This is a genomic window from Gammaproteobacteria bacterium (assembly GCA_027296625.1).
In the GTDB taxonomy this organism is placed as follows: Bacteria; Pseudomonadota; Gammaproteobacteria; order JAKEHO01; family JAKEHO01; genus JAKEHO01.
Genome location: JAPUIX010000065.1, coordinates 1 through 23890 on the forward strand (window position 1 = coordinate 1; position 23890 = coordinate 23890).

Sequence of the window (23890 nt, forward strand, 5' to 3'; positions counted from 1 at the left end):
AGGCGAGATTCATCGGCCAGCTTGTAGATGATGGCCGTACCAGAACCCTTGTGAATCGCATCGGCGCCATGAAACTGGCCTTGGGCAAGGACTGCTGGCTGTAATTCTCTCGGCGTGGTCGGCATCGGGTCATTCATCTCCCTGTCTGGCATATTGGCCGCGGCAGCCAGCACTTCCTTTTGCAGTTGGTCCATTTCTTCTTCGATTTGATCCAGCTCCTCGAGAGACATTTCCGCGCCCTGTTGGGGGTCCGGGATCGTAAAAGGTAAGTCTTCCTCCACTGTTCTATCGATGATGAGTGGTGATCCGAGGTACCATGCTGCTACGATGAGGATGAGAATTGCAATCAATAGCAACAGTTGCAGGAGGCGCTTCTTCATCGGCGGCATCTTTTTCAGCTGGAGATAGTCATTTTTTGAGCGAAATACCGTGATATGGCTCTATGAACGCTTGCGATCGTAGCAGCTTACAGGACGCGTCAGCGACTTGTCGATCTACAAGCAGGCTAACGGTCTTGAAAACATGGCTGCGATCCGATCTTAAGTTGATAGCTTCTAGCTGACTCATGAAGCGTGATGAGCCTCAATGCGGACGCCCTTGAAGCGCGAGCGCCAAAGTTTTGGGTGCTTCGCATATCCTTACATCGTGTCAGTGAAATACATATTGCTGCTGAAGGTGGCGTGGACTTGGCTTAAGGGGAGGGGATTTCCCCCACATTTGCCAGTGGCACTTGACGTAGCGCTCTCCTCAATGTTTTCCTATTGTTTGTGAGCGCTTATACGCATCGCGCTGCGCGTGATGCGGGGAGTGAACGGATTGCACGAACTTTCCGAGACCATCAGGTTTATATTTACGGTTGTTGCCTTATCCGCGACGTTGGCGACTGCGAGTAACGCGGGTTCAGTAAATTATGAAGCGCCGCCTGTGTTCCCAGCGAATGAACTTTTGTCCAGGGACCTTCTTCAATCGGCGCACCATCGGATTCAGGGTGACGTAACAACAGTCGGTAACTTATATCAGTTTGATGTGGAATCAGACGTTGGTTATTATCAGATCACGTCGCTGGCAATGCTTAGGATCCGCGTCCATGAGATCTCAGTGGTCTCGCAGGCCATGAGCCGATTTGATGCAGCGAACCGCCAGCTTTCCGATAAATTGCGTAGTGAACTCGGAGTGAGTGCGGATTCCGCTGTTGATATTGTCACGTCGCCGGTGAGTACGGCGTTGGATCTCGCGAACCAGGTCACAACGAACCTCGGAGACACATTTGCAGGTGCCGATGGTATTGTTATTGAAGAGCAGACATATCGTGTGACCAGCACTGAGGATATTGTCTATGCGGCTCACAAACGCAACATCGCATATCAATTGGATCTTGATGTCTACTCCTCGAACCCAAGCGTTCAGAAGTTTTTGGATGTGATTGCAACAGCGCGCACAGCAGGCAATTTTACTGCCGGGGTATCGACGATAATGGTCCCACGTGGTGATGAAGTGATGGTAGCAAAAGGTATGCTTGACGCCGAAGTAAAGGCAAAGATCAAGCACCTGACGCCAGTTGAGCTCGATACGTATAATGATCAGAAACTCGCGGCGATGGAAGTTTCACCCGGCCTGCGCCGCAAGTTCTTACAGCATCCAGTCTATTCTCCGACACGTAAAACGTATATCGTTGCTTATCTGGAGACCCTGGATGGTGTGGTGAATCGTAGCGCTGTAATCGAGGCAGCACGCGGTGCGAAGACGGAGGAAGGCGCCCTGTACTACGAGCAAATGGCACGTATGCTTGCTTTCTACCATGAGCGTGCCAGGACCATCCGTGAACTGCGCTACCGACCGCAGCTACCGGTAGCGATTACGGAAAACGGACAGGCACTCTACGTCATTCCCGTTGATATTGTCTATTGGAACGAGGGTTCGGCGAGCCTATTTGATGGGCTCGCACGGCGCGCCGGGATGGCAGGTTATACCGGACAGGAACTGATGATCACAGGCACACTGACCAAAACTGCTAGAGGCGAACTGACGGGAAAAGGGTTTACAATACAAGAAGAATTTCTGACTGTGCACTAGTGCACCGATCATAAACAGCAAAGAGCGGCGGGCCCGAAAGGTGGGGGGAGTGGCTGCCAAGGGCATCCTTTGCGGCGGCGGCCATATACGGGTAGGGTGCATCGTCTACATTTCCTTCAGCCTTCAACGGGGTTTTGCTAATGAGCCTCGACAATACAATTAATGTTAACTAAAGGCAGTTCAACGACACTGTTTCAATAGTTGCAATCATATTTGCAACGTGCAGGAGGAGGCGGTCGAGATGTCTATAAAATCGACACTATTTGTAGTTTTTTCCACGTTTCTGTGCCTTTTGGGCGGTCTCGTTTTTGTCATGTACTTAATAGTCCAGAATCAGACCGAACTTGCGAAAAGTGAGATACGTCGTTATGAGTCCTATAAGTTAGCCGATGAACTGCGTCAGAGCTCCGATGATTTAACACGCATGGCGCGGACTTATGTGGTGACAGGTAATCCGCGATTTGAGCAGTACTTCTATGACATTCTCGCAATCCGCAATGGCCAAAAAGCGCGCCCCTTACTCTACGATGGGATCTATTGGGATTTTTATGTTCCAACCGGCGAAAAGCCAAGCGAGGATGGAGCTACAATTGCCTTAGAGCAGCGCATGCGAAATGCTAACTTTACTGATGTCGAATTTCGCATGCTCGAGGAAGCCCAAAACCGTTCTGATAAACTAACACGGATAGAGGCGATTGCCATGAATGCCGTAAAAGGGAAATTTGATGACGGTTCGGGCCGTTTCGTAATTGAGAAGGAGCCGGATCCAGTGATGGCGCAAGGTATCATGCACGGGGAAAATTATCATTTGGCCAAAGCAAGCATAATGGAGCCCATAAATGAATTCTTTCGATCGGTGGAGGGAAGGACAGAAAACGAAGTACAGGCATTGCGGGAAACCGGAAGGCTCTACAATCAGATAGCGGCGGGGTTGATCGGTTCTGTTGTATTTGTTTCCGTATTTTCTTTTTTTCTGTTAAAGAGGCGAGTCATCAATCCGATCCGCAAGTTGGTTGAAGGAACAAACCGGATCACCGAAGGCGACTATTCAAAACCTGTGGATATCCAATCCTACGATGAACTTGGTGAGCTGGGCCGCGCGTTCAATTTTATGGCTAAATCGATAGCTTCGAAACAGCAGGAGATATTACCCTTCACTGCCGCGTGGGATCTATGGGGATTACCTCGTAGCGACCCGCAGAAAAAAGGTAAATGATTGCTGCCGCTTGGGAAGCTATTGAGCGCACGTAGTTCGGGGAAACAATACGGAGCCGATGGAAACGTGGGAAAAGGTCCTCACTGGCGTTCTGGTTCTATTGGTTTTGCTGTGGTTTCGCCCCGGTATAAAGCATGTCCTAAAAGAGAGTCGTGAGGCCGAGAAGAAGGACTGGCAGGCTCTCATCATCCCGATTGGGTTGGTTGTACTTGTCGTGATACTGCTGATCGCATTGGCCCGCTAAGATACGGGGTTACATGCCTTGGCGACTGGCGGCTGTTTCACCCGCTTTAGTGGTTGGTTTACCGTTGCAATGAGCACTAACTCACGTCGTGTGATGCCGATTTTCTATTTTTCCAGAAGAAAAGGATGTTCTCAGCGCAAAGTAACAGGTATAGGAAACCAAACCCCAAGAGCAGCAGAACGACACTAGCTATCGTTTCGCTGTGTTTTGCCTCGGACTTCAGGCTTTCGGCCAGATTGAGCCTGAGCCACTGGAGATCATCCGTCTGCTGAGCTTTTGCTTGTACCTCGATCACATAGTCTGAATAGGAATTTCTGAAGATGTCATCGTAATGGCGAACGCTGAGGTAGATGGACGCCAGAAATACGCTTAGGGCTAATAAACCGCAGACAGCGTTTAGGATCAGGAGCGTTTTTGGCGTCTGTACTTTGAGTGCCTTCATGGCATACCTCCTCGGGTGGAATTTCGCTTATCGCCCTGTTTATGGTGCAGGGCGATACCTGCAGCCGGCGCCTTCACCTTGGAATGGACGAAAGCGATACTGGTATGTCTACTTCGTCGTGCCGTGATGAAGCCAAGGCGGTGTGGTGACGGTATCCCATTGACCGTATTAGACCGGCTTCGGGGCGATCCTATATATATATAGAGTAGGTGCTGAGTTGCCCTCTGTTTGGGTGAGCCCACTGGAATTAATTGAGCCTACCTGCCTCTCTTCCTAGGTGAACATTACAAATTTTTAATCCTCCGAACAACTGGCCGTAATCTTTGTCTCTGTAGAGTTAGTAGATATTCATCCGGTGCCGAGGGCGGAAGATGTTCCCTATGGTGCCACGGTTCGTAACATTGAGCTAGAGTGATTACGTCGGTTTCACAACGCAGTGATATGAATAGAGGAGTTAGGTGATGTTCATGAAGACTTTGCATGATCAATCCGATTCAGACAAGCGCGAGCGGATGACGCGCATACTCGTCATTTCTGGATCAATCCGCGGCGGGCCTGGCCGACTACAGTCTCGGGCGAGCCTGATTGGGCACTGATCTATGTGCTGATCGTCGACCACTACGTTGGTTTTTGTGCTAATTAAGTTCGATTATTGTGTGACTCGGGCATTTTGCGCTTTGTGGTAAAGACACTTCGATGATGGCGCTGATCAGGGTGGCCAAACGATCATGATCATCGGTATGGCTACGATGACGATCAAGACCTCAAGCGGCAGCCCCACCCGCCAGTAATCGGTGAACTGATAGCCTCCCGGCCCCATGACGAGGGTGTTCGACTGGTGCCCGATGGGCGTCAGGAATGCACAGGACGCGCCTACCGCTACGGCCATCAGGAACGGATCCGGATTCGCACCCACGCTGCTTGCGATGCTAATCGAAATCGGCGCCATGATAACGGCGGTGGCAACATTGTTGATGATATCTGACAGGAACATGGTGACGATAAGTACCAGAGCCAGCACATAGGGCATGGGCAGTCCGGACGTTAGATCGACGATGCTGTTCGCAATCAAGGCCGTTGCGCCGGTCGTCTCGAGCGCGCGGCCTACGGGGATCATCGCCCCGAGAAGGACAATGATTGGCCAATCAATTTCCTTGTAAAGGTCACGGACCGGCAGGATCCCGATTAAAAGGTAAACCACGATTGCACACAGAAAGGCGACCGTGATAGGCAGGAAGCCGGCCACACCGATTGCAATGGCACCTGCGAACACAGCCAGCGCGAGGCCGACTTTCCGCGTTTGTTCCAGGGCTAGGCCACGCTCTGCAAGGGGGAGGAGTCCAAGATGGGAGAAATTTTCGGTCATGGTCTCCGCCGCCCCCTGCAGCAACAGCACGTCGCCTGCTTTAAATTTCTGGCGGCGCAGGCGGCGGCGCAGTGGTCGGCCCTGGCGCGCTAATGCCACGACCGCCACCGTGTTGCCGGTCCGGCGGCGTAGATATTGCAAGTCGCGTCCGTCAAGCGGTGAGCCGGGAATTACGACGCCTTCCATCAGGGTCAGATCGCCGGATGTGAGCTCGTAGAATGATGGCGTGGCGCTTGTCACGAGCTGCAGCCCCTGGTTGCCTGTTAGGGACTTTACAGTGGCTGGGTCGCCGCGGACGATCAGGATGTCCCCACCCATGAGGACGTGGCGTGGCGATGTGTCGATCGCACGGCCGCTGCCGCGGGCGAGCCCGATCACTTCGAGATCGTCCGTATCAAAAGCTTCAATGGATGACAGAGGTTATCCAATCAAGGGGCTACCCTCCGGGATCTGCATCTCCGTGAGGTATTCATCAATCTCAAAAAGCTGTTGTGGGGCATTTTGCGTTTGCCGTTCTTTGGGAATGAGCCGCCAGCCTAGGAGGATCACAAATGCCAAGCCAAACACGGCGATCGCCACGCCCACAGGTGAGAAATCAAACATGGTGAAGGGTTCGCCCGCAATCTCTGCACGGTAGTTTGCGATGATCACATTCGGTGGTGTACCGATCATTGTTGTCATACCGCCTAATATGCTGCCGAACGCTAACGGCATCAGCAGGATTGCAGGCGAGCGCTCATGTTTCTCGGCGGTGGCCAGCGCCACCGGCAGCATCAGGGCCAGCGCACCCACATTGTTCATGAATGCGGAGGCCACAGTGACGACGCCGGTTAATGCGGCAATGTGCAAGATGGCGTGGTCTGTCAAGGGAATCAGCCGGCTCGCCATCAGGTCCACCACGCCCGAATTCTTCAGTGCCTGGGTGATGACAAGGACCGCTGCAACCGTGATGACGGCGGCGTTGCTGAATCCTCTGAATGCTTCGGAAGGCGGCACGAGACCGGCGATGACCACGATAACGAGGGCGACGAGCCCGACTACATCGTAACGCCACTTTCCCCAAGCGAAAAGGATGAGCGCCCCGCCCAGCACAGTAAATATGAAAACTTGCTCGGTAGTCACGGTAATTTCACATAGTCAGATGGAAGTTCGTGCCTGTTGGAAACATTTGTGGATTGCCGCGATAGTATTGCACAACGAAAGTGGAAAATACGATCGGGCGAGCGTTCCGTTATTTGATATGATTCAGGCTAACCTTTAGGCGTTTGATTAGAGCTAACCCCTTTAGAAAGACTAAAGATACCCCAATAAAAATAGATCACAACTCTTCTATGTGTCACGATGAATGATCCAAAAACAACGGCAAGATTGTGATGATTGAACAACTCAGGATTTCAGCTAAGAACCTGGGAGAGGTCGCACTATCCAGCTTCTGTCCACGTTGCTTCTGGATTAAGATTCGGCTACAGAATAAGCTGCCCTTTCAGATTTTTCCGAGAATTTTCAGCTCGATCGATTCATATAGCAAGCAACTTGTTCATAGTTGGTTCGACAGACACAAAGGCGCCCCTGTCTGGTTACAAGGTTTGGGGCCGCTCAGCGGGTACATGGAACCACCACACTATACTAGGTTTAATATCATCGATGAGAAGTACAACATCCTACTAACCGGTTCGCCGGATGGCGTGTTTGTTAAACCCGATAAGTCTCATATCATTGTTGACTACAAGACATCGAAGTATAAAGGGACGCACGACGGGCTGTATCGGATGTATGAGGCCCAGCTAAACGCCTATGGCATGATCGGCGAACAAAGAGGGTTAGCACCGGTTTCCGGGCTGGCACTCGTCTATACGGAGCCGATAACCGATATAACCGCTGCATCCGACGACGCTAATCACCGAGAGGATGGTTTCACGATGGGTTTTGCGGCACACGTTCATGAAGTTAAGCAGGATTTAGGGATTGTTCGCCCGCTGCTGATGACCGCACGTGAGATCTATGAGATGAGCGAAAGTCCACCAGGTCGTGCGGCCTGTAAAAACTGCGAGCTACTCGATCAATTAATTGGGATAGCCAAGGCGTGAAGCATCCTGGAAACTCTGTCATTTCGGGGAGGTCAGTTGGGTTGGTAAGGAGACCTCATCCACAACAATATCCATGGGGAAGGGTGCAGTGGAAATTATTGGTGCTTGTGGCAGCGATTATTGTGTCGGGGCTTGCCGTCTACTACGTCTTTTTCAGTACGCATGAGAAAATCGTCTGTAACCAATTTGAACTGGAAGTGGTACTTGTGGGGTACACTTTGGTGGTTTCCCTTGATACCGATTTGCCGGACGCGACTGATGTCATCATCCAGCTTTCGCGTGCATATGAACGTAAATATCCAACGGGAGAAAAAGAGGTATCGGTGGCTAATCATTATCGTAAGAAAAGCACCGTTAGCGAATGGCGAACTGCACGGCGGATCTTGATTAACGCCGAGAGGTGGCGGGCAGCGATAAAGAAGGAACAACGTAGAGACGAGAAAGCGGGATTAGGGAGGTTTAAGGTTGAGAACGTGAGTGACCAAATAGAATTCAAAATGACCGTCCCGACTAATCAATCGGACCCTCGTTTTGGTAAGCGGAATAGGAACCTTGTAGGGAAGGCAGTGACCAAGATAACGTCGGGCAGGATCGTGGGCGCCGAAGCAACGTTTAACTTTCCAATACAGGCAAGGTAGGCGGATCAATCGCTATGTACCTGGGTAAGTCAACGGTGCTCATGCAGCCCGAGTGAGGCTTGCGTCCTTTGATGTTGTGTCGCTTGTGGGAGTAGGGCATGCCCCGCGAAATGCATCGGATCCGGTTCGTGGTACAACGAGATGGCGAGGTAGACGCACGCGATTGGGTCGAACGAACGTTGAAGATCTACCGTGATGCTATCGATAATCAAAAAAGCCACGCATCCAAGCCGGAATACCGTGCCCGGTTCGAAGATGCGATTGGGGAATTTGAAGCGTGGCTTGCTAGCTAAGGTCAGTGTATTTGGCGTTAGAATTGAATCCGTTCTGAGGCCGGCGGAGCAGGGTGCGGATAATTCGCTATGCTGTGGTGGAGTTTCAACTCGGGTTATTCGCGCCCGCGTTGTCGCCGAAGGCCAGTGCGGCCGGTGAGATCAGGACGCCGAATTGTTCACACCAGATAACCACGCTACCATAATCAGGTAAGGTAATGGTCTGAGCAACGGGATAGTTCTGACTTCCCTGGAATGCATGTAGGCGACCCAGGTCGACGATTGAGCTGTTCTGGACGTCGGCCGACGAGGTCACATTGTCGGTCGTAACAAGGTACACGTGGAATTTCGGCCCTGGGCCGACCTTGAAATCCTTCTCTAGATGAACGACGTCGTTGTACACTGTCACCGAACCCATGCCGTAGTGAATTGGATCCGATGGATTCGCATGGATAAAGGTGCCGGTGGCGACGATCTCCATGTCCTCTGCCCCCATCACTTCTTCCGTGGCGACGACATCGGCCAGGAAAATATAAGGATAGACGAAGATTCCTAAGCCGAAGCCGCCGGCGATACCGAGGATGCCGCCGATGACAAATATAATAATACTATTTCTCATTGGCCGCGTTTCGATTGCCTATTCAGTTATCGCAAAAAAATGATCATTGAGTATATTCAAAAAGTTAACTGGACCTATCGCTGAAGCAACTAGCGTTATGTTGGGGGAAGGGGACGAATAATGGATAAGCTCGCATATATGCCGATTGCTTTCCTCGTTATTGTACTTCTTGGCATTATTTTAAACAGAAATCATCTCGGAATGAAAAGGTGGAGCGATAAAAGCACTGTTTAGCTTGGTTGTCTTCAGCGCAATACAGAGGATAAATGTATGACCTATAAGGTAAGACCCGCCTGGCGATTTCAGTGGGCCACTATATTGCTTGCTATCGTTGTCTTGGCCTTATCTATCATGGCCGTAGTCAGTTCGTGGGGCTCGGAAAGCAGATCGACGCTCTTTCTGATCATCGCAGCTATCTTTGGAGTGACCTGTGTCTTTCTCTGCCTGATGATTGTCTATCAGCACTATTCGTGGCGTTTTACAGTCGATGATCTCAATATAGAGAGTCGAAAAGGGATCATTGCAAGAAATGTCAATTCTATTCGAATTATGGATTTGCGTAACGTAAACGTCCGGCAGTCCATTATTCAGCGACTATTAGGTATCGGTAATGTGGAATTTAGCAGTGCTGGCGGGGCGGACGTCGAAGTCGTGTTCTTCGGTGTGCTTGATCCGATGAAAGTGAAACGTTCAATCCAATCGACGCTTGGCAAGCAATCAGTATCTTCAGAATAATCAGAATCTTACGGCAAACATTTCTTCAGTTCGCCCGCCCAGCCGACGGCCTGCCTCGACTGACACAAACCATTTAGGTGGCCTGTCATCAGGTCGCGAGTGGGGTATTCAGCTCGTCTGGGGGCTCGCTTGGCCTGCGGCAGACCTTGCTGCTATTGAGAGCATTACCAGGGTCCAGCCGCCGAAGATCATATTGATGCCAACCAAAAGGCCGATCGCCCAGGCCGCGGAGCTTGGAAACTTTGCCCAGATCAGGCCAGCTGGGTTAGTTCAAACTTGAAGGCAATTAAAGTTCAGATTGTTTCGTTTAAGCGGGAGCAGCCCCGATTAAAAACAATGGGCAGACTATACTTAATGGGTCATATGAAGTGATATAAATGACTTAGTAGGTTGACGGTGACGGAGGGTGATGCGGAGTGAGAACCGCGACGTTTGCAGCAGGTTGTTTCTGGGGCGTTGAAGCCGTGTTTCGCCAAGTCCATGGTGTCGTAGCCACGCGGGTTGGCTATACGGGGGGGTCACATGAAAATCCTAGCTACGAAGACGTGTGCACCGGCGTGACCGGGCATACCGAGGCCGTCGAAGTGGATTTTGATCCATCCAGAGTGTCCTATGAAGAGCTTCTACAGGTATTTTGGGACAATCACGACCCGACGACAGTGAATCGTCAAGGGCCTGACGTCGGCACCCAGTATCGCTCGGCCATTTTTTTCCACACACCCGAACAGCAAGCGCTTGCAACTGCTTCGAAAGACAGACTTCAGAAGTCTGGAACATTTAAAAAAGAAATCGTCACCGAAATTGTGTCGGCATCGATGTTCTATTTGGCTGAAGACTATCACCAGCAATATTTAGAAAAGCAGGCTTAGTCAAGTGGTAGAGGCGTTAATACCTCAGACCTTATCACGCCGTATGGATAGGGTCAGTGTCCGACAGATTTTGAATCGATCGCTTATTGTCTTGGTTTTCGGTCTGACTGCGTGCACGGCGGATCGGGCGGAGCTTGACGCCGCTGTTGCCGCGCTCAAACAAGGTGATTTCGAGGCGGCGTACCACACGTTCTATCGATTGGCCAGAAACGGTGACGTCAAAGGGCAGTTCTACCTTGCCCAAATGTATCGCGAAGGCAAAGGTCTGAACCAGGATTATGCCAAGGCGTTCAGGTGGTATCGCCAGGCGGCGGAACAGGGGTTAGATAAGGCCCAGCATAACCTCGCGTTGATGTATCACAATGGGCTCGAAGTCCCCAAAGATCTTCAGAAAGCAGCGAAGTGGTATCGGGAAGCAGCTGAGCAGGGTTATGTCGAATCCCAGCAAAATCTTGCCTTGCTGTACTACCGCGGCCACGGCGTATCGAAGGACATGGAGGAAGCATTGAAATGGTGGCGCGCCGCCGCAGCGCAAGGCGCCGTTCGAGCGCAACACAATCTCGCGTTGATGTATTACAAGGGCCCTGGCGTGGAGCCTGATTATGGTAAGGCGCTCAAGTGGTGGCGGAAGGCTGCCGAGCAGGGTTTTGCGGATTCTCAGAACAGTCTTGGGACGCTCTACTACGAAGGCCAGGGAGTGGAACGGGATTATATACAAGCGTACGCCTGGTTTCGGTTAGCCGAAGCGGGGGGGAAGGATCGGGCGAAACCGAACCTTGCCATAGTTGAAACCAAGATGACTTCGGCTGAAGTGGCACAGGCGGCGCGGTTGTCGGAGACGTATTCTCAGAAATACAGCAAGAAACGAAACTGATATGTCGCGCTAATACATGCGAAAAATAGAGAAGGAGTGTTTTGGCCAGGGACCTGCTGCGTCAACCCCCGCTAATCCGTCAAATCTGTGAACGCCTTGTAGCGTTCCATTAGATCAAGGTCTTCTGCAACAGGCTTATAGGTAATGTAACCCCTGTATGTGTTTAAACCCTTCCCGAACCCTCTATCGTCGCGCAGGACTTGAACGCCATGATTTGCAAGCCTTAGGGCATAGGGTAATGTTCTGGTGGTGAGCGCGATAATTGATGTACGGGGATAAGCTCCCGGCATGTTCGTTACGCAGTAGTGGATGACGCCGTGTTGCTCGTAGACGGGGTCTGAATGGGAAGTTGGTCTTGCCGTCTCGATGCAGCCACCCTGATCGATGCTGACGTCCACAATCACAGACCCAGGTTGCATGCGCTTTACCATCGCCTCCGTAACTAAGTGAGGTGCCCTTGCACCATGGAGAAGAACAGCGCCAACGACCAAATCGGCATCTTCAAGTTCTCGGGCGATATTCTGAGGTGTTGACTCAACAAACGTGATGTTGTCTGAAATCTCCTCTTTCAGTTTTGGCACTCGTTCTTTGTGCCGACCGACGATGAAAACATTGGCGCCCATGCCGTCTGCTGTCTTTGCCGAATGTCGACCAACCACTCCATCGCCAATGACCACAACCTTTCCGTGTCGGGTGCCGAGCACTGTACCCAGCTGCATACCCTTGCCTTTGTTGAATTTGGCAAGGTAATAGCTCCCCATCGTCACGGCCATATTGCCCGCTACTGCGCTCATGGGTGCAAGCAAAGGAAGCCTCCCCCTATCATCCTCAATGGTCTCGTAGGCTACCGCGGCTGTTTTTGTATCGAGTAATGCCTCGGTTAAGGTTTTGGTAATGCCGGCAAGATGGAAATAGGTAAAAATGATCTGGCTATTGAAAAACTGATACTCAGATTCCAATGGTTCTTTAATTTTTACGACCATGTCCGTACCCCAGGCTGCTTCTGCAGAGACCATTTGTGCGCCGGCCTTCTCGAACTCGTCGTCCGAGAATCCCGAGCCAAGCCCGGCTGCTTCCTGAATGCGAACCGCGTGACCGGCCTCGACTAACGTTTGGACACCGGACGGCGTTAATGCCACCCGGTTTTCTCTGTCCTTTATCTCTTTAGGGACTCCGATATTCATCGTTGCCATGCTTTACGCTATCCAGTGGTGCCCGATCGCGTCTACCGTATGATGCCCAGAGCCTGGTTGTAGTTGGCGATGTTTCACTGTAACTCGATCTTCCATCGGCGCACTCATCCTCGTTCGTTGTCAAAGGGCCTCGGCATGCTCTTTCAGGTAGCTCGCCACCCCTTCCTGTGTTGCTTGCATTCCCTTACTTCCACGTTTCCATCCTGCCGGGCACACTTCGCCATATTGCTCGCTGAACTGCAAGGCCTCCACGGTTCGCAACGTCTCTTCGACATTGCGGCCAAGCGGCAGGTTGTTAATCACTTGGTGGTGTACGATGCCGTCCCTGTCGATCAGAAATGAGGCGCGCAAAGCAACCCCGTCGGGATGTTCGACCCCATAGCTTCGGATGATCTCACGCTTAATGTCTGCAACGATGGGAAATCGGACCGGGCCAATCCCGCCTTCCTCTACGGGCGTGTTCCGCCAGGCCATGTGGGTGTACTGGGAGTCGATGGATACTCCGACGACCTCCACGGCGAGGTTCCGAAACCGTTCAATCCGGTTGTCGTGGGCAATGATCTCGGAAGGGCAGACAAACGTAAAATCAAGTGGCCAGAAAAAAAGGACGATATACCGGCCTCTGAGATCCGAAAGCCGAAATTCCTCTTTGATGGTTCCGTCAGGCATGATCGCTGGGGCGACGAAATCCGGTGCCTGCTGGGCTATCAATGTGCTCACGTGTTCCTCCGTTGAGTTTTCCAAGCAACAAAAAGGGGTCATTTTAGACACTGGCGGGGGATTGTTAAATTAAATATTGTTTATGTATATAATAGTTATAATCTATGATACCGTTGCCTGGGTGATGGCAATAGGGGCCGGCGCAAGCACGGACTCCTTTGCGACGTGCGGTGCGGGGGACCTTGTGATTCATCTTGGAGAGTTTGAGGGCCGAAGTACGTTAGGCCTTTCTGCCGGGTCATCTGGACGATGCCCGTGGGGGCTGCCTGTTTGGTTTTACAAGATCTGGCTCAGAATAAAGGCCAAAAAGCCGATGGATACCCCAATCCCGAGCGCGACGGGCCAGTCGATTGAACTCGTTGGTTCCACCTCTTCCTCCTCGTCAACAGCATAGAAAATCCGCTGCTCTCCGACGGTGATGCCGTGAACTTGCACACCCTGCATTGCGGTGCGATTTAAGGAAACGTCCACTACGGCAGGTGTTGCCATTGAATTGGTTTGCTCAACCGCACGATGCTCAAGCCCCGGTGCCGTATAGTGAAAACGCAGGCTGTAGCTGAGCCCGGGCCACCCCTTCGCCTTCCCGCCGAACGGGATGCTCCAGTAGATAAGCACTGCCGGTTCGTGAATAGGTTCAAGGGCATGGACGTCAACAGCAAGGCACAGGGTAAACACACAAAATAGGCTGGTCAGTTTATTCATGGTCTCCCCTTTCCGTGATAGGGACCGCAACTCCATGGGCAAAGTAGGTCATTTCGTCGCATCAAGCAACCGCCTAGGCATGAAGGCAATGTATTCGTAGACTATCGGTATGCGAAGCTGTGGGGGCTGGAAGTAGATTGAAACAGCGACAGGCCAATTACGTCAATGGGTTGTCAATCGGAAACGCCGGCCAATTGTCAGGTGGCTCGGTGAGGGCGGATATGGGCAGTCATTTACCTATAAATGCTAATAAAGCAATCGTCCATACTGCGTTTATAGCTGTTCTTCTGCTTGCGTTGAGTGCGTGTGACACTGAGCCTTCGGGGGAGCGTGGCGATGCTGGGGCTGGGGCTGGGGCTGTCGCGGAACGACTTGCGTGCGATGTCGACAACGGGGGACTCGAACTGCCGGATGGATTTTGTGCGCTGGTTGTAGCAGACAACCTTGGATTTGTGCGTCATCTGACTGTGAATTCTAACGGAGATATTTATCTAGCCCTTCGGCACCGCCGGCTGAAGCTGGGTGGGATCATGGCGCTTCGTGATACAACGGGAAATGGAAAGGCTGACATCATTGAACGTTTCGGTGATATCCCCGGCATTGGGATCATTGTTGTTGATGGTTATCTCTATTTTGGATCAGATACCGCCGTGCTCCGGTATCGATTGGAGCCGGGTGCGCTAGTCCCTTGGGCGACACCGGATCTGATTGCCGGCGGCTTTCCAGAACAGTCTGTTCATGCAGCGAAACCATTTGCCTTTGACAATGCCGGGTCGATGTACGTGAGTGTTGGGGCACCGTCAAATGCTTGTCAGGAGGCGGATCGTGAGCCCGGATCACCGGGGCTGGATCCTTGTCCTTTGCTCGCACAGCACGGCTCCATCTGGCGTTTTGACAGAAACGAGCTGAGCCAACCGCTGGACGGTGATGGATATCTTTATGCATCAGGGATCCGATATGCGGTTGCCATTGCGTGGAACCCTCTGAGCGACAGCCTCTACGTCGTGCAACATGGGCGTGATGGGTTAAATCAGCTGTGGCCGGACCTGTTTACGGTCCAACAAGGCGCGGAGCTACCATCGGAGGAGTTTCTTCTGGTGGAGAAGGGCTCCATCTTTGGTTGGCCTTATTGTTACTATGATCATATACAGGCTCGGCTGGTCCTTGCGCCTGAGTACGGCGGCGATGGGCGTACGGTCGGGCGCTGTGCCCAATACCCGGACCCGCTTATAGGATTTCCAGGGCACTATGGGCCCAACGATCTGATGTTCTACACCAGTGATCAATTCCCAGAACGCTACCGGGGTGGTGCCTTCATCGCCTTTCATGGATCCTATAATCGCGCACCGCTTGAGCAGGCGGGGTATCAGGTGGTGTTTGTGCCGTTCGACGGGGGGCTCCCCGAGGACCATTGGGAGATGTTCGCGGATGGATTCGCGGGGGCCGGACCCGTTGCACACCCAGAGGACGCTGAGTATCGCCCCACGGGGCTTGCTCAGGGTCCGGACGGATCCTTGTATATCTCGGACTCCGTGCAGGGACGTATCTGGCGGGTACTGTACAGAAGCGAATAGCACAGTAGGCGGAATTTGCTGGCATGGGTACTTCCGATTCGAGTCTGGTTGCGATGCAATGGTAATTTGAAAGGCCTTATGGAAAACGTGCACTTATTCAACGCTGACTTTCAAACTCCGGCGTTCGTCTATGATGAGCAATACATTATTGGTGCGCTCACGCATTTGTCACGGGTTCGGGACGATTGCGGGTGCAAGATTTTATACTCTGTCAAAGCATTTTCGGTCGTAGACGCCTTACGACTTATCTCGCCTTTCGTTGACGGTTTCGCAGCGAGCTCTTTGTACGAGGCCACCCTCTGTAGAGAGATCCTTGGTTCTCAAGGTACTGTTCACGTAACAAACCCCGGGCTACAGCAAGCAGATCTACACGCACTCGTTGACCAATGTGACTATATAAGTTTCAACTCAATTCCCCAGTGGTTACGGTATAGACAGCATGCCATCGATAGGACGTTTTGCGGGTTGCGGATCAATCCAAAGCTTTCCTTTGTCTCGGACAAACGATATGACCCATGCCGCCCTTATTCGAAGCTTGGGATACCCATCAACGAACTGGCTGCCGGAGTGGATTGCCGGCCCAGCATAGTCGAAGGAATCACTGGGCTTCATGTCCACAATAACTGCGAAGCTGCTAGCTTTGACCCACTCCTTAGAACGGTTCAACGTCTAGATGATCAACTAGGGTGTATGCTTGCTAACGTACGATGGTTGAACTTGGGGGGTGGTTACTTATTTGATGGTTATGAGGATTTAGAAGGATTGGTCCAGGCTGTCGATCTAATTAGACGCAAATATCCAATCGATATCTTCTTTGAGCCTGGAAAGGCCATTGTCCGCAATGCGGGTTATCTAGTGGCGTCTGTAGTCGATCTCTTTGACAGTGACGGGAAGACAATTGCCATACTCGATACTACCGTGAATCATCTGCCTGAAGTTTTTGAGTACCAATACAAGCCTCAAATACTGCCAAGTCCTCGGGACGGCGGTTTTAAGTACATCCTTGCCGGATCGACTTGTTTGAGTGGTGATGTCTTCGGTGACTATGCGTTTGATCACGGACTAGAGATAGGGTCACGAATTGCGTTTAAGGATGTTGGCGCATACTCGCTTGTTAAAGCCCATATGTTCAATGGCGTCAATCTTCCGACCGTATATGCCTATACCTCGGAGGGGAGATTTGTCCTAAAGAGAAAGTTTACTTTTGACGACTACAGATCGAGATGGGCAGGGGATGCAAGTTTTGCCGATGCCAATGAGTGGGATGAATCATGCGGGGACGGACCAGCACGACTCGAATGCGACTGAGCGCAGGAATGCCCAGATGGTTTGAATTTCGGCCTGGGTAACACTGGAGGTCACTGTCAGCGCTCCGTGACAGCAGTATTCTGATTGTCGGCTGTTTCGACCGTTGCGGCCGTTTGTCCGGGCGTCGCTATGCTAGGCTTGTAAATAAGGTCTTGGAGAATGTGGGCCGTTTCGTTCAACAAGACGTCAAACGGCGGCTCAGCTTCGTTATCTTCAGTATCGGCGTCGTCTATAGCAAGGGGCTCAAGCCCCCGCGCGATCCGGAACTGATTTTCGCGCTCGCGCTGCTGCTCCTCACTCGCCTCCCGATCAGCTCGGCGTTGTGCCTCAAGTAAAGACACGCTGGTCTTTGAAAGAATTTCTTGGTATGTCTGACTTTCTTCTAACAAGTAATGGAATCCGGGGTCGTCTTGTATCCGGTTTGTATGCCGCTCACGTGCCACGGCGAAGTTGTCAATCGGCGCGCGTTGGGGCGTGAATTTTGCTGGCTGGACCTTGTCCCATGGCAGAGCATTGTCTAGTGCTCGCTCACCCTGATTGTCTGAGGCAATGGCCGTTGGAAATACGATATCCGGAACAACACCGCGATGCTGTGTACTGTCGCCGTTGACGCGGAAAAACTGTGCAACCGTTGCCTTGAGCCGTCCAAGCCCACCCTCATTGCTCTGGTCGAACTGGTCGAGATCGTATAAATTTTGGACTGTGCCCTTACCGAAGGTTGGTTCTCCGATAATGATTCCTCGGCGGTAGTCCTGAATCGCTGCAGCAAAGATCTCTGAAGCGGATGCACTATGGCGGTCGACCAGAACGGCAAGTGGTCCGGCATAGATAATCATTGGGTCAGGATCTTCGTTGATCTCAATTCGGCCAGTGGCATCCTTGACTTGAACTACGGGCCCCGATTCGATGAACAGCCCGGTCAGCTCGGTGGCTTCCGCAAGGGAACCCCCACCATTCCCTCGCAAATCAATTACGATTCCGTCTATTCCTTTCTCGGTGAGTTCCGTTATGAGTCGCCGCACGTCGCGTGTGGTGCTTCGATAATCTTTATCTCCTCGAGCACGCGCAGTGAAGTCCAAATAAAAGGTCGGGATGTTAATGACCCCGATACGCGTTACGGTATCGCCATTGGGGATCTCTATGACAGACTTCTGTGCAGCCTGTTCCTCGAGCTTAATCTCATTACGTGTAAGCGTGATAATCTTACTTGATCCTTCCGGTCCCTTTCCCTTAGGAAGAATCTGTAACCGGACGACGGATCCCTTTGGGCCTCTTATCAAGTCAACAATGTCGTCTAGGCGCCAGCCAACGACATCAACAATGGACCCTTCCACTCCTTGTCCCACGCCGATGATTCTATCTTCAGCATGAAGTTGGCCGCTTTCGTCTGCTGGCCCACCAGGAACAATCCGACGCACCAAAGTAAATTCATTGTCTAACTGCAGGACCGCCCCGATGCCCTCTAAGGACAACCTCATGCTGATTTCAAAGTTTTCCGAAGTACGCGGCGAGAAATAAGCGGTGTGGGGTTCGAGAGAAGCCGCGTACGAATTCATAAATAGCTGGTATATATCATTGGTATCCGTTTGGTGGATACGCGTTGCCAATTGTTGGTATCGCTTGCGCAAAGTGTCCCCGATTTCATCATCGTTGTGGCCAGCGAGACGTAGATTGAGAACGTTGTTTTTGACGCGCTTGCGCCATATTTCGTTGAGTTCAGTCTGACCTGCTGCCCAGGGTGCATCACGTCGATCGAAAACGTATTCTTCATCAACTTCAAAGTCGAAATCCCGGTCAAGAAGGTTTGTTGCGAACTTTACGCGCTCGTCAACCCGGGCTCGAAACACCTTGAAGATATCATAGGCGGGTTCCAACTGAGCATCGAGCAGCGCATCGTCTAATCGATTTTGGTATACGGAAAATGAAGCTATATCTTCAGCGAGGAAGTAGCTTCGATTAGGATCAAGCTTTTCTAAGTATTTCTCTAGAATCTCCGCCGATTGCGCATCGTCCAGATGCGTCTGTTTATAGTGGTAATGCTCGATAAAGTGCATGATCAGCTCAGTCGCGCGCTGTTGCTGTGGGGTGGGTCGAAGCGCATCAAGATCGGTAGTCGGGGCGGTGGCTTGAAGCGGCGAGACTGTAGCTACTAGGAGTACAGCCAATACCCATTTGATTAATTTGTTGGTCATCTGTGTCATCGATACTTCGACAGGCCGAATTCGCGCGAGTTTCACTGCGCTCGATTCGTAATTCTAGTTGGCCATTACCCCGTGGTTCGGAATGAGTATCCCATTTCCCAAGGCTTAAGTTTAGGGCAATTTCCCAACGCCAGCAGATTAAATTGCGATATTTGCAGGATCGTGCCGATCAACAGCACGATTCTACAGATGTGGAACATGCGTTTCGTATTGCTGCCGTCATGCCGGATGATGCGAATGGCGGCGGCCACTAAGCCATATGCAGGCCAGAAGGCACTGGCGGTAGAGGCTCAATCCCGTTCACTGTCGTTTGCGGTTGGATCTGGGGCCTGCGAGCACTCATTTCAAGAGGGCACAGTGAGGCGATGGTGCTAGCGAAATCCAGCACAGTGATTTTGGCCTTCGAAATATGGTATAGCGTTTGGAGAAATTCCCTAGCGCGGAGCAACACAAGGTTTTCTCCTGATTGCACACATGCCACATTGATCGTCTCTCGCGCGGACAGACGTCTCAAGCGATGAGAGCCATTGAGTCTGCCTGTTGGCCCCGTTCCTCGTCCCGTCCCTAAGTGTTGGCGACGAAATTTCATGGGTGTAGACGGGCGCTGGAGTGCCAGCCTGATTTGCGATATTAGTCACAATCTAATCAACTATTGGCCCCAAATATCTATTTTTGAACAATATTAGCCTCAGACCCGATATATACTAGTTCGAAGCACGACGCCGAAATATCAATTTGAGCCCACCGTTGACGCGGTCCGGACTTGGGATGCAGCGACGCGCTAGACGCTGCTGCAATGGCGATGCCTCTCGGAGAATTGAATGCAGTGCCCTGCGTGCTCAGCGACGGGTGTGGGAGGGACGGGGTTCAGTTTACTATGATGTTGATTTGTCACTTTGATGCCGGAATTAAGGCGCCTTGGGGACCTCGGATCTTCAAGGTGTGGCACCCATTCCCATGGCAGGTACCGTGGCGGATACTGACGCTATGAACGTCGAACGTCCAACTTCACCTTGCGTGCGTTGAGATGGCAGCGGATAAGAAAAAATTTGCAAGCTTTCTGAGGACGCTGGTGCCTCTTAACCGCCTCACGTCTGCTGACCGGGCCAAAGTCATCAATCAGGCGGACATTGTGAAGCATAAGAAAAACCAGTACGTCTTCAAGCAGCGAGACAAGGACAACTTTTCCTTCTACCTCTTGGAAGGCGAGTTGGAAATGTCTGCTGATGGCCAGTTAGTGAGGGAGGTCGTTGGTGGCAGCGATGCGGCCAAATACCCCCTAGCCCAATTGCAACCGCGCCAGCTATCAGCAAAGGCGAAGACTGCTATCACGGTACTTGTCATCGACAGGGCATTGGTGGATAAGCTGGCTAGCCTGGAGACCAAAGGCACTGCGGGCACCGATGTAGAAGTTAGTGAGATCGAGGCAGACGAAGACGGGGACTGGATGACGCGCATGCTTCAGTCGGAACTCTTTTCCCGACTTCCCGCTAAAAATATTCAACAGATCTTTACGCTTATGGAAGCTGTTCCTGTGGAGAAAGGCGCCGTGATCATTAATCAAGGTGATCCCGGTGATTATTACTACACAATCCAGAAGGGCCGCTGCGCAGTCACGCGCAAGACCTCCGCTGCTGGGAAGACAGTAACACTCGCCGAATTGCACGAAGGTGATGCATTCGGTGAAGAAGCGCTGGTGGCCGATGTGGCACGCAATGCCACGGTGACCATGCTCACTAACGGAGAATTGATGTGCTTGCCCAAGGACGATTTCATTGAGCTGATTAAGAAGCCTATCGAGGTATCGGTCACCTACGCCGAAGCGCAGGGTATGGTAAAGGAGGGGGCTGTCTGGTTAGACGTACGCTTCCCCGATGAATACAAGGATTCAGGAATTGATGGCAGCACCAACATGCCATTGCACTTCCTGCGCATGCAGATAGATAAGTTAGATCAGAGTAAGCGCTACATTGTTTATTGTGACACAGGCGACGGCAGCTCTGTGGGTGCTTTTCTGCTGATCCAGCGAGGTTTCGATGCTTGTTGTCTAGCCGGGGGCCTTTTGCACAGCCCCCTAAAGAGCACAGTCAAGGTCCAGCATGTCCCTGCTCGGCCAGCCCCCCCACTCGAAGAGACAAAGCTCAAAGTGGAGCCTCCAGAAGAACAGCAAGGCGAAGCTAAGGCCGAGCCGGCAGAAGCCAGGGATAAGGGCCCTTCAGCGGAAGGGAATGTGCAAGCTGATGCGATCAAGGCTGAGCTTAAAGAGTTCAACGAACAGCTCGAAGCGGCGGTGGCGCTCAAGACGGAAGCCACCAATCGCTTAAAGGAAGCACGGAAAATTAAAGAAGAAATTGAAGCGGCCCGCCGTGAATTGGAGGAGGCGGGCAAGAAGAAAGAACTGGAGCGGGAATCGATCGAGAAAAGACTTCGCGAAGAGATTAAGGTACGGATCGGTGAAGAAAGACGCAAGCTTGAAGAGAAGCTTGAAGGAAGTGCACAGGCGTTAGAGAAGGCGCAGCGGGAGAGGGAAGCCGCTGAAGCCGCACGACGTGCGGCTACGGAGGATGCGGCACAGACAATTGCCGAGTATAAGGCAGCGCTTGATAAAAAATATGCTGATAGTGATGCCAAGCTCCGTGCGGAACGTGGACGACGCGAGGCCGAGGCAGGAAAGATAGAGGAATCTTTGGAAAAAGCACGGCGCGCAAAGGAGGAAGCCGAAGCAGCCTGGCGTGAGGCGGAAGAGCAAGCAGACAATCTGCGCGCTGGCGGAGGAAAGGCCAAATCCGTAAAGAAGGAAGCGAAGGTCGCTCAGGCCAGCAAGGAGCTGGAAGAGGCCAGTCGCCGTCAAACGGAGGCGGAAGAAGCAAAGAAAGCGAGCGAGGTAGAGCTCATTAAGCAGCAACTCGAGGAAGAGCAGCTGCGAAAGCAGTTAGAACAAGAAGTGGAAGATTGGCGACGCGAACAAGAACAATCACAGACCACGCAATTCCCACCTGAGTTACTTGCAAAGCAGCGCGAGCAGATGCGCCGCTTAAAGGAGAGAACCGATGCGGGCAGAGTTGACGCCGAGGAGGCGGTCAAGGATCTGTTGAACGACATCGCCTCGCAGTTAGAAGATGATAATTAACAGCTTTTTTGCGGGGGCAGGGTCTATTCCTATTTCCCGCTGGCGGAGGCGTCTCTGAAATGTCTTTGATTATTGCTCGTCGGCCGGAACGGGCCCTCGTATACGCTTCGTTGCAGCCCGACGGCGTTTGCTCTCGATGCGGCGTTCCTGTGATGCTGCTGTAGGCGTTGTCTTTCGTCGGGGTTTTGGCGGCACCGCCGCCTTTCGGACCAGCGCAACTAGACGGTTCATGGCGTCTCGACGGTTGCGTTCCTGTGTCCGAAATCGCCGGGCGTCGATTACGAGAATGCCCTCATCACTGATGCGCCTGCCGGCTAGCGAGATTAGCCGTGCACGCACATCGTCGGGTAGTGAACGAGACTGACCTACGTCGAAACGGAGTTGTACGGCGGTGGCCACTTTATTCACATTCTGCCCGCCGGGTCCCGAGGCACGGATAAACCGTTGCTCAATCTCTCCTTCGCCAATTGTGATATTCGGTGTTATGTGGATCACGTCGTCAGACTACGCGCGCAGTATCTGCTTTAACGCCATCTAACCGCCTACGCGGGACATCTCCACCTTTTCAAGTCCGGCTGTTTCGGTGCTGCGGATCTCGGAGTACTGATCTTTGCGGCGACGCCAGATAGCCCGAAGAAAGGCAGCAATGTCGTCATCTGAACTGCCACCTCTCAGTTGAGCGCGGAGATCGTGGCCATGCGTTGCGAACAGGCACGTGTAGAGCTGGCCATCGGCCGTCAGACGTGCGCGGGTACACCCCCTACAGAAGGGTTGCGTAACGGATGCGATTAAGCCGATCTCGCCTGCTCCATCACAATACCGGTAGCGCGTGGCGACTTCGCCGGCATAGTTCGATGATACGGGTTCCAGAGGCCATTCGCTCGCGATCAATTCTAAAATTTCCCTTGCCGGTACCACATCCTCCATTCGCCAGCCATTGGTGTAACCAACATCCATGTATTCAATAAAACGGACGATGTGGCCTGTGTGGCGGAAGTAGCGGGCCATCTCAACAATGCTTACTTCGTTCATGCCCCGTTTTACAACCATGTTAACTTTAATCGGTTGGAGTCCTGCCTCTGCTGCTGCTTCGATGCCATCAAGCACGCGCGCTACAGGGAAGTTGGCATCATTTATTTTCCTGAACATTTGATCGTCCAGCGAATCCAAACTCACAGTCAGTCGACGCAATCCAGCATCCTTAAGGACTCTGGCTTTCTGAGCAAGCAGCGCCCCGTTCGTTGTCAATGTGAGGTCACGCACGCCGTCGATCGCTGCAAGTAGCGCGACCAGCCGCTCCAGGTCCCGTCTCAGCAAAGGTTCACCACCGGTGATCCGGAGCTTCTCTACGCCGACATCAACGAAGATTTGTGCGATGCGGCTGATCTCCTCGAAAGTCAGTAGCTCCCTGCGCGGGATAAAGGCCCAATCGCGGCCGAAGACTTCTTTGGGCATGCAGTACGGACACCGGAAGTTGCACCGATCCGTAACAGAGAGGCGGAGATCCCGCAGCGGGCGGTGAAATCTATCGATAATGCTCACTTTACATAGGCTCAGTTGCGTTGGATGCGTTCTCGGCTGCACACACGGTGAGGGGCTGGTTGCCAAAGGCTTTTATATGTTACTC

General features: G+C 52.2%; 21 protein-coding genes and 1 pseudogene. 12 read left to right on the forward strand and 10 right to left on the reverse strand.

All coding sequences use genetic code 11. The features are described from left to right. Positions 1-380 (reverse strand): hypothetical protein (locus O6944_03730; protein MCZ6718252.1); only part of this gene is annotated, 380 nt, incomplete at its 3' end. 427 nt (positions 381-807) lie between these two features. On the opposite strand from O6944_03730, the gene O6944_03735 reads away from it, so the two are divergent. The 3 genes from O6944_03735 to O6944_03745 all read left to right on the forward strand — a co-directional run bounded on the left by O6944_03735 (position 808) and on the right by O6944_03745 (position 3533). Further along, a complete protein-coding gene (locus tag O6944_03735) occupies positions 808-2073 on the forward strand; it encodes a hypothetical protein (GenBank protein MCZ6718253.1) in 1266 nt (421 codons plus the stop codon). A gap of 292 nt (positions 2074-2365) precedes the next feature. Next, positions 2366-3289: a HAMP domain-containing protein gene (locus tag O6944_03740; GenBank protein MCZ6718254.1), complete on the forward strand. Its 924-nt coding sequence runs from the start codon at positions 2366-2368 to the stop codon at positions 3287-3289. A 58-nt stretch (positions 3290-3347) separates the two neighbouring features. Beyond that, positions 3348-3533 (forward strand): hypothetical protein, encoded by a 186-nt coding sequence (locus O6944_03745; protein MCZ6718255.1) that lies wholly within the window; start codon positions 3348-3350, stop codon positions 3531-3533. Positions 3534-3609: 76 nt separating this feature from the next. Here O6944_03745 and O6944_03750 read toward each other — a convergent pair whose 3' ends face one another. Then, a complete protein-coding gene (locus O6944_03750; GenBank protein ID MCZ6718256.1) occupies positions 3610-3975 on the reverse strand; it encodes a hypothetical protein in 366 nt (121 codons plus the stop codon). A 709-nt stretch (positions 3976-4684) separates the two neighbouring features. After that, a pseudogene (locus tag O6944_03755) lies at positions 4685-6463 on the reverse strand (SLC13 family permease). A 485-nt stretch (positions 6464-6948) separates the two neighbouring features. Here O6944_03755 and O6944_03760 point away from each other — a divergent pair. The 3 genes from O6944_03760 (at position 6949) to O6944_03770 (ending at position 8359) form a co-directional block, all read left to right on the forward strand. Next, positions 6949-7428, forward strand: a complete 480-nt coding sequence (locus tag O6944_03760; GenBank protein MCZ6718257.1) for a PD-(D/E)XK nuclease family protein — start codon at positions 6949-6951, stop codon at positions 7426-7428. 83 nt (positions 7429-7511) lie between these two features. Further along, positions 7512-8066 carry a hypothetical protein gene (locus tag O6944_03765; GenBank protein MCZ6718258.1) on the forward strand — a complete coding sequence of 185 codons (555 nt, stop codon included), beginning with the start codon at positions 7512-7514 and terminating at the stop codon, positions 8064-8066. Positions 8067-8164: 98 nt separating this feature from the next. Continuing rightward, positions 8165-8359 (forward strand): hypothetical protein, encoded by a 195-nt coding sequence (locus O6944_03770; GenBank protein ID MCZ6718259.1) that lies wholly within the window; start codon positions 8165-8167, stop codon positions 8357-8359. Between the two features lie 85 nt (positions 8360-8444). On the opposite strand, the gene O6944_03775 is transcribed toward O6944_03770, so the two are convergent. Beyond that, complete coding sequence (locus O6944_03775; GenBank protein ID MCZ6718260.1) at positions 8445-8957, reverse strand: DM13 domain-containing protein; 513 nt, start codon at positions 8955-8957, stop codon at positions 8445-8447. Positions 8958-9227: 270 nt separating this feature from the next. On the opposite strand from O6944_03775, the gene O6944_03780 reads away from it, so the two are divergent. The 3 genes from O6944_03780 to O6944_03790 all read left to right on the forward strand — a co-directional run bounded on the left by O6944_03780 (position 9228) and on the right by O6944_03790 (position 11435). Beyond that, positions 9228-9692 carry a PH domain-containing protein gene (locus O6944_03780; GenBank protein ID MCZ6718261.1) on the forward strand — a complete coding sequence of 155 codons (465 nt, stop codon included), beginning with the start codon at positions 9228-9230 and terminating at the stop codon, positions 9690-9692. 416 nt (positions 9693-10108) lie between these two features. Beyond that, entirely contained in the window at positions 10109-10561 is a 453-nt protein-coding gene (msrA, locus tag O6944_03785; GenBank protein MCZ6718262.1) for a peptide-methionine (S)-S-oxide reductase MsrA, read from the forward strand. Positions 10562-10604: 43 nt separating this feature from the next. Next, complete coding sequence (locus O6944_03790) at positions 10605-11435, forward strand: tetratricopeptide repeat protein (GenBank protein ID MCZ6718263.1); 831 nt, start codon at positions 10605-10607, stop codon at positions 11433-11435. A 71-nt stretch (positions 11436-11506) separates the two neighbouring features. Here O6944_03790 and ald read toward each other — a convergent pair whose 3' ends face one another. The 3 genes from ald to O6944_03805 form a co-directional block, all read right to left on the reverse strand. Then, positions 11507-12619, reverse strand: coding sequence for an alanine dehydrogenase (ald, locus tag O6944_03795; GenBank protein MCZ6718264.1), 1113 nt, complete (start codon positions 12617-12619; stop codon positions 11507-11509). A 129-nt stretch (positions 12620-12748) separates the two neighbouring features. Then, positions 12749-13348, reverse strand: coding sequence for a peroxiredoxin (locus O6944_03800; protein ID MCZ6718265.1), 600 nt, complete (start codon positions 13346-13348; stop codon positions 12749-12751). Between the two features lie 276 nt (positions 13349-13624). Next, positions 13625-14050, reverse strand: a complete 426-nt coding sequence (locus O6944_03805) for a hypothetical protein (GenBank protein MCZ6718266.1) — start codon at positions 14048-14050, stop codon at positions 13625-13627. Between the two features lie 221 nt (positions 14051-14271). On the opposite strand from O6944_03805, the gene O6944_03810 reads away from it, so the two are divergent. Both O6944_03810 and O6944_03815 read left to right on the forward strand, forming a co-directional pair. Next, a complete protein-coding gene (locus O6944_03810; GenBank protein MCZ6718267.1) occupies positions 14272-15624 on the forward strand; it encodes a PQQ-dependent sugar dehydrogenase in 1353 nt (450 codons plus the stop codon). A 78-nt stretch (positions 15625-15702) separates the two neighbouring features. Continuing rightward, positions 15703-16932 carry a carboxynorspermidine decarboxylase gene (locus tag O6944_03815; GenBank protein ID MCZ6718268.1) on the forward strand — a complete coding sequence of 410 codons (1230 nt, stop codon included), beginning with the start codon at positions 15703-15705 and terminating at the stop codon, positions 16930-16932. 56 nt (positions 16933-16988) lie between these two features. Here the strand turns inward: O6944_03815 and O6944_03820 are convergent, their stop codons facing one another. Then, positions 16989-19169 carry a carboxy terminal-processing peptidase gene (locus tag O6944_03820; protein ID MCZ6718269.1) on the reverse strand — a complete coding sequence of 727 codons (2181 nt, stop codon included), beginning with the start codon at positions 19167-19169 and terminating at the stop codon, positions 16989-16991. Between the two features lie 991 nt (positions 19170-20160). Here O6944_03820 and O6944_03825 point away from each other — a divergent pair. Beyond that, positions 20161-22263: a cyclic nucleotide-binding domain-containing protein gene (locus O6944_03825; protein ID MCZ6718270.1), complete on the forward strand. Its 2103-nt coding sequence runs from the start codon at positions 20161-20163 to the stop codon at positions 22261-22263. A 69-nt stretch (positions 22264-22332) separates the two neighbouring features. Here the strand turns inward: O6944_03825 and arfB are convergent, their stop codons facing one another. Beyond that, entirely contained in the window at positions 22333-22758 is a 426-nt protein-coding gene (arfB, locus tag O6944_03830) for an alternative ribosome rescue aminoacyl-tRNA hydrolase ArfB (protein ID MCZ6718271.1), read from the reverse strand. A gap of 39 nt (positions 22759-22797) precedes the next feature. Then, complete coding sequence (gene moaA, locus O6944_03835) at positions 22798-23805, reverse strand: GTP 3',8-cyclase MoaA (protein ID MCZ6718272.1); 1008 nt, start codon at positions 23803-23805, stop codon at positions 22798-22800. Positions 23806-23890: the final 85 nt, after the last annotated feature.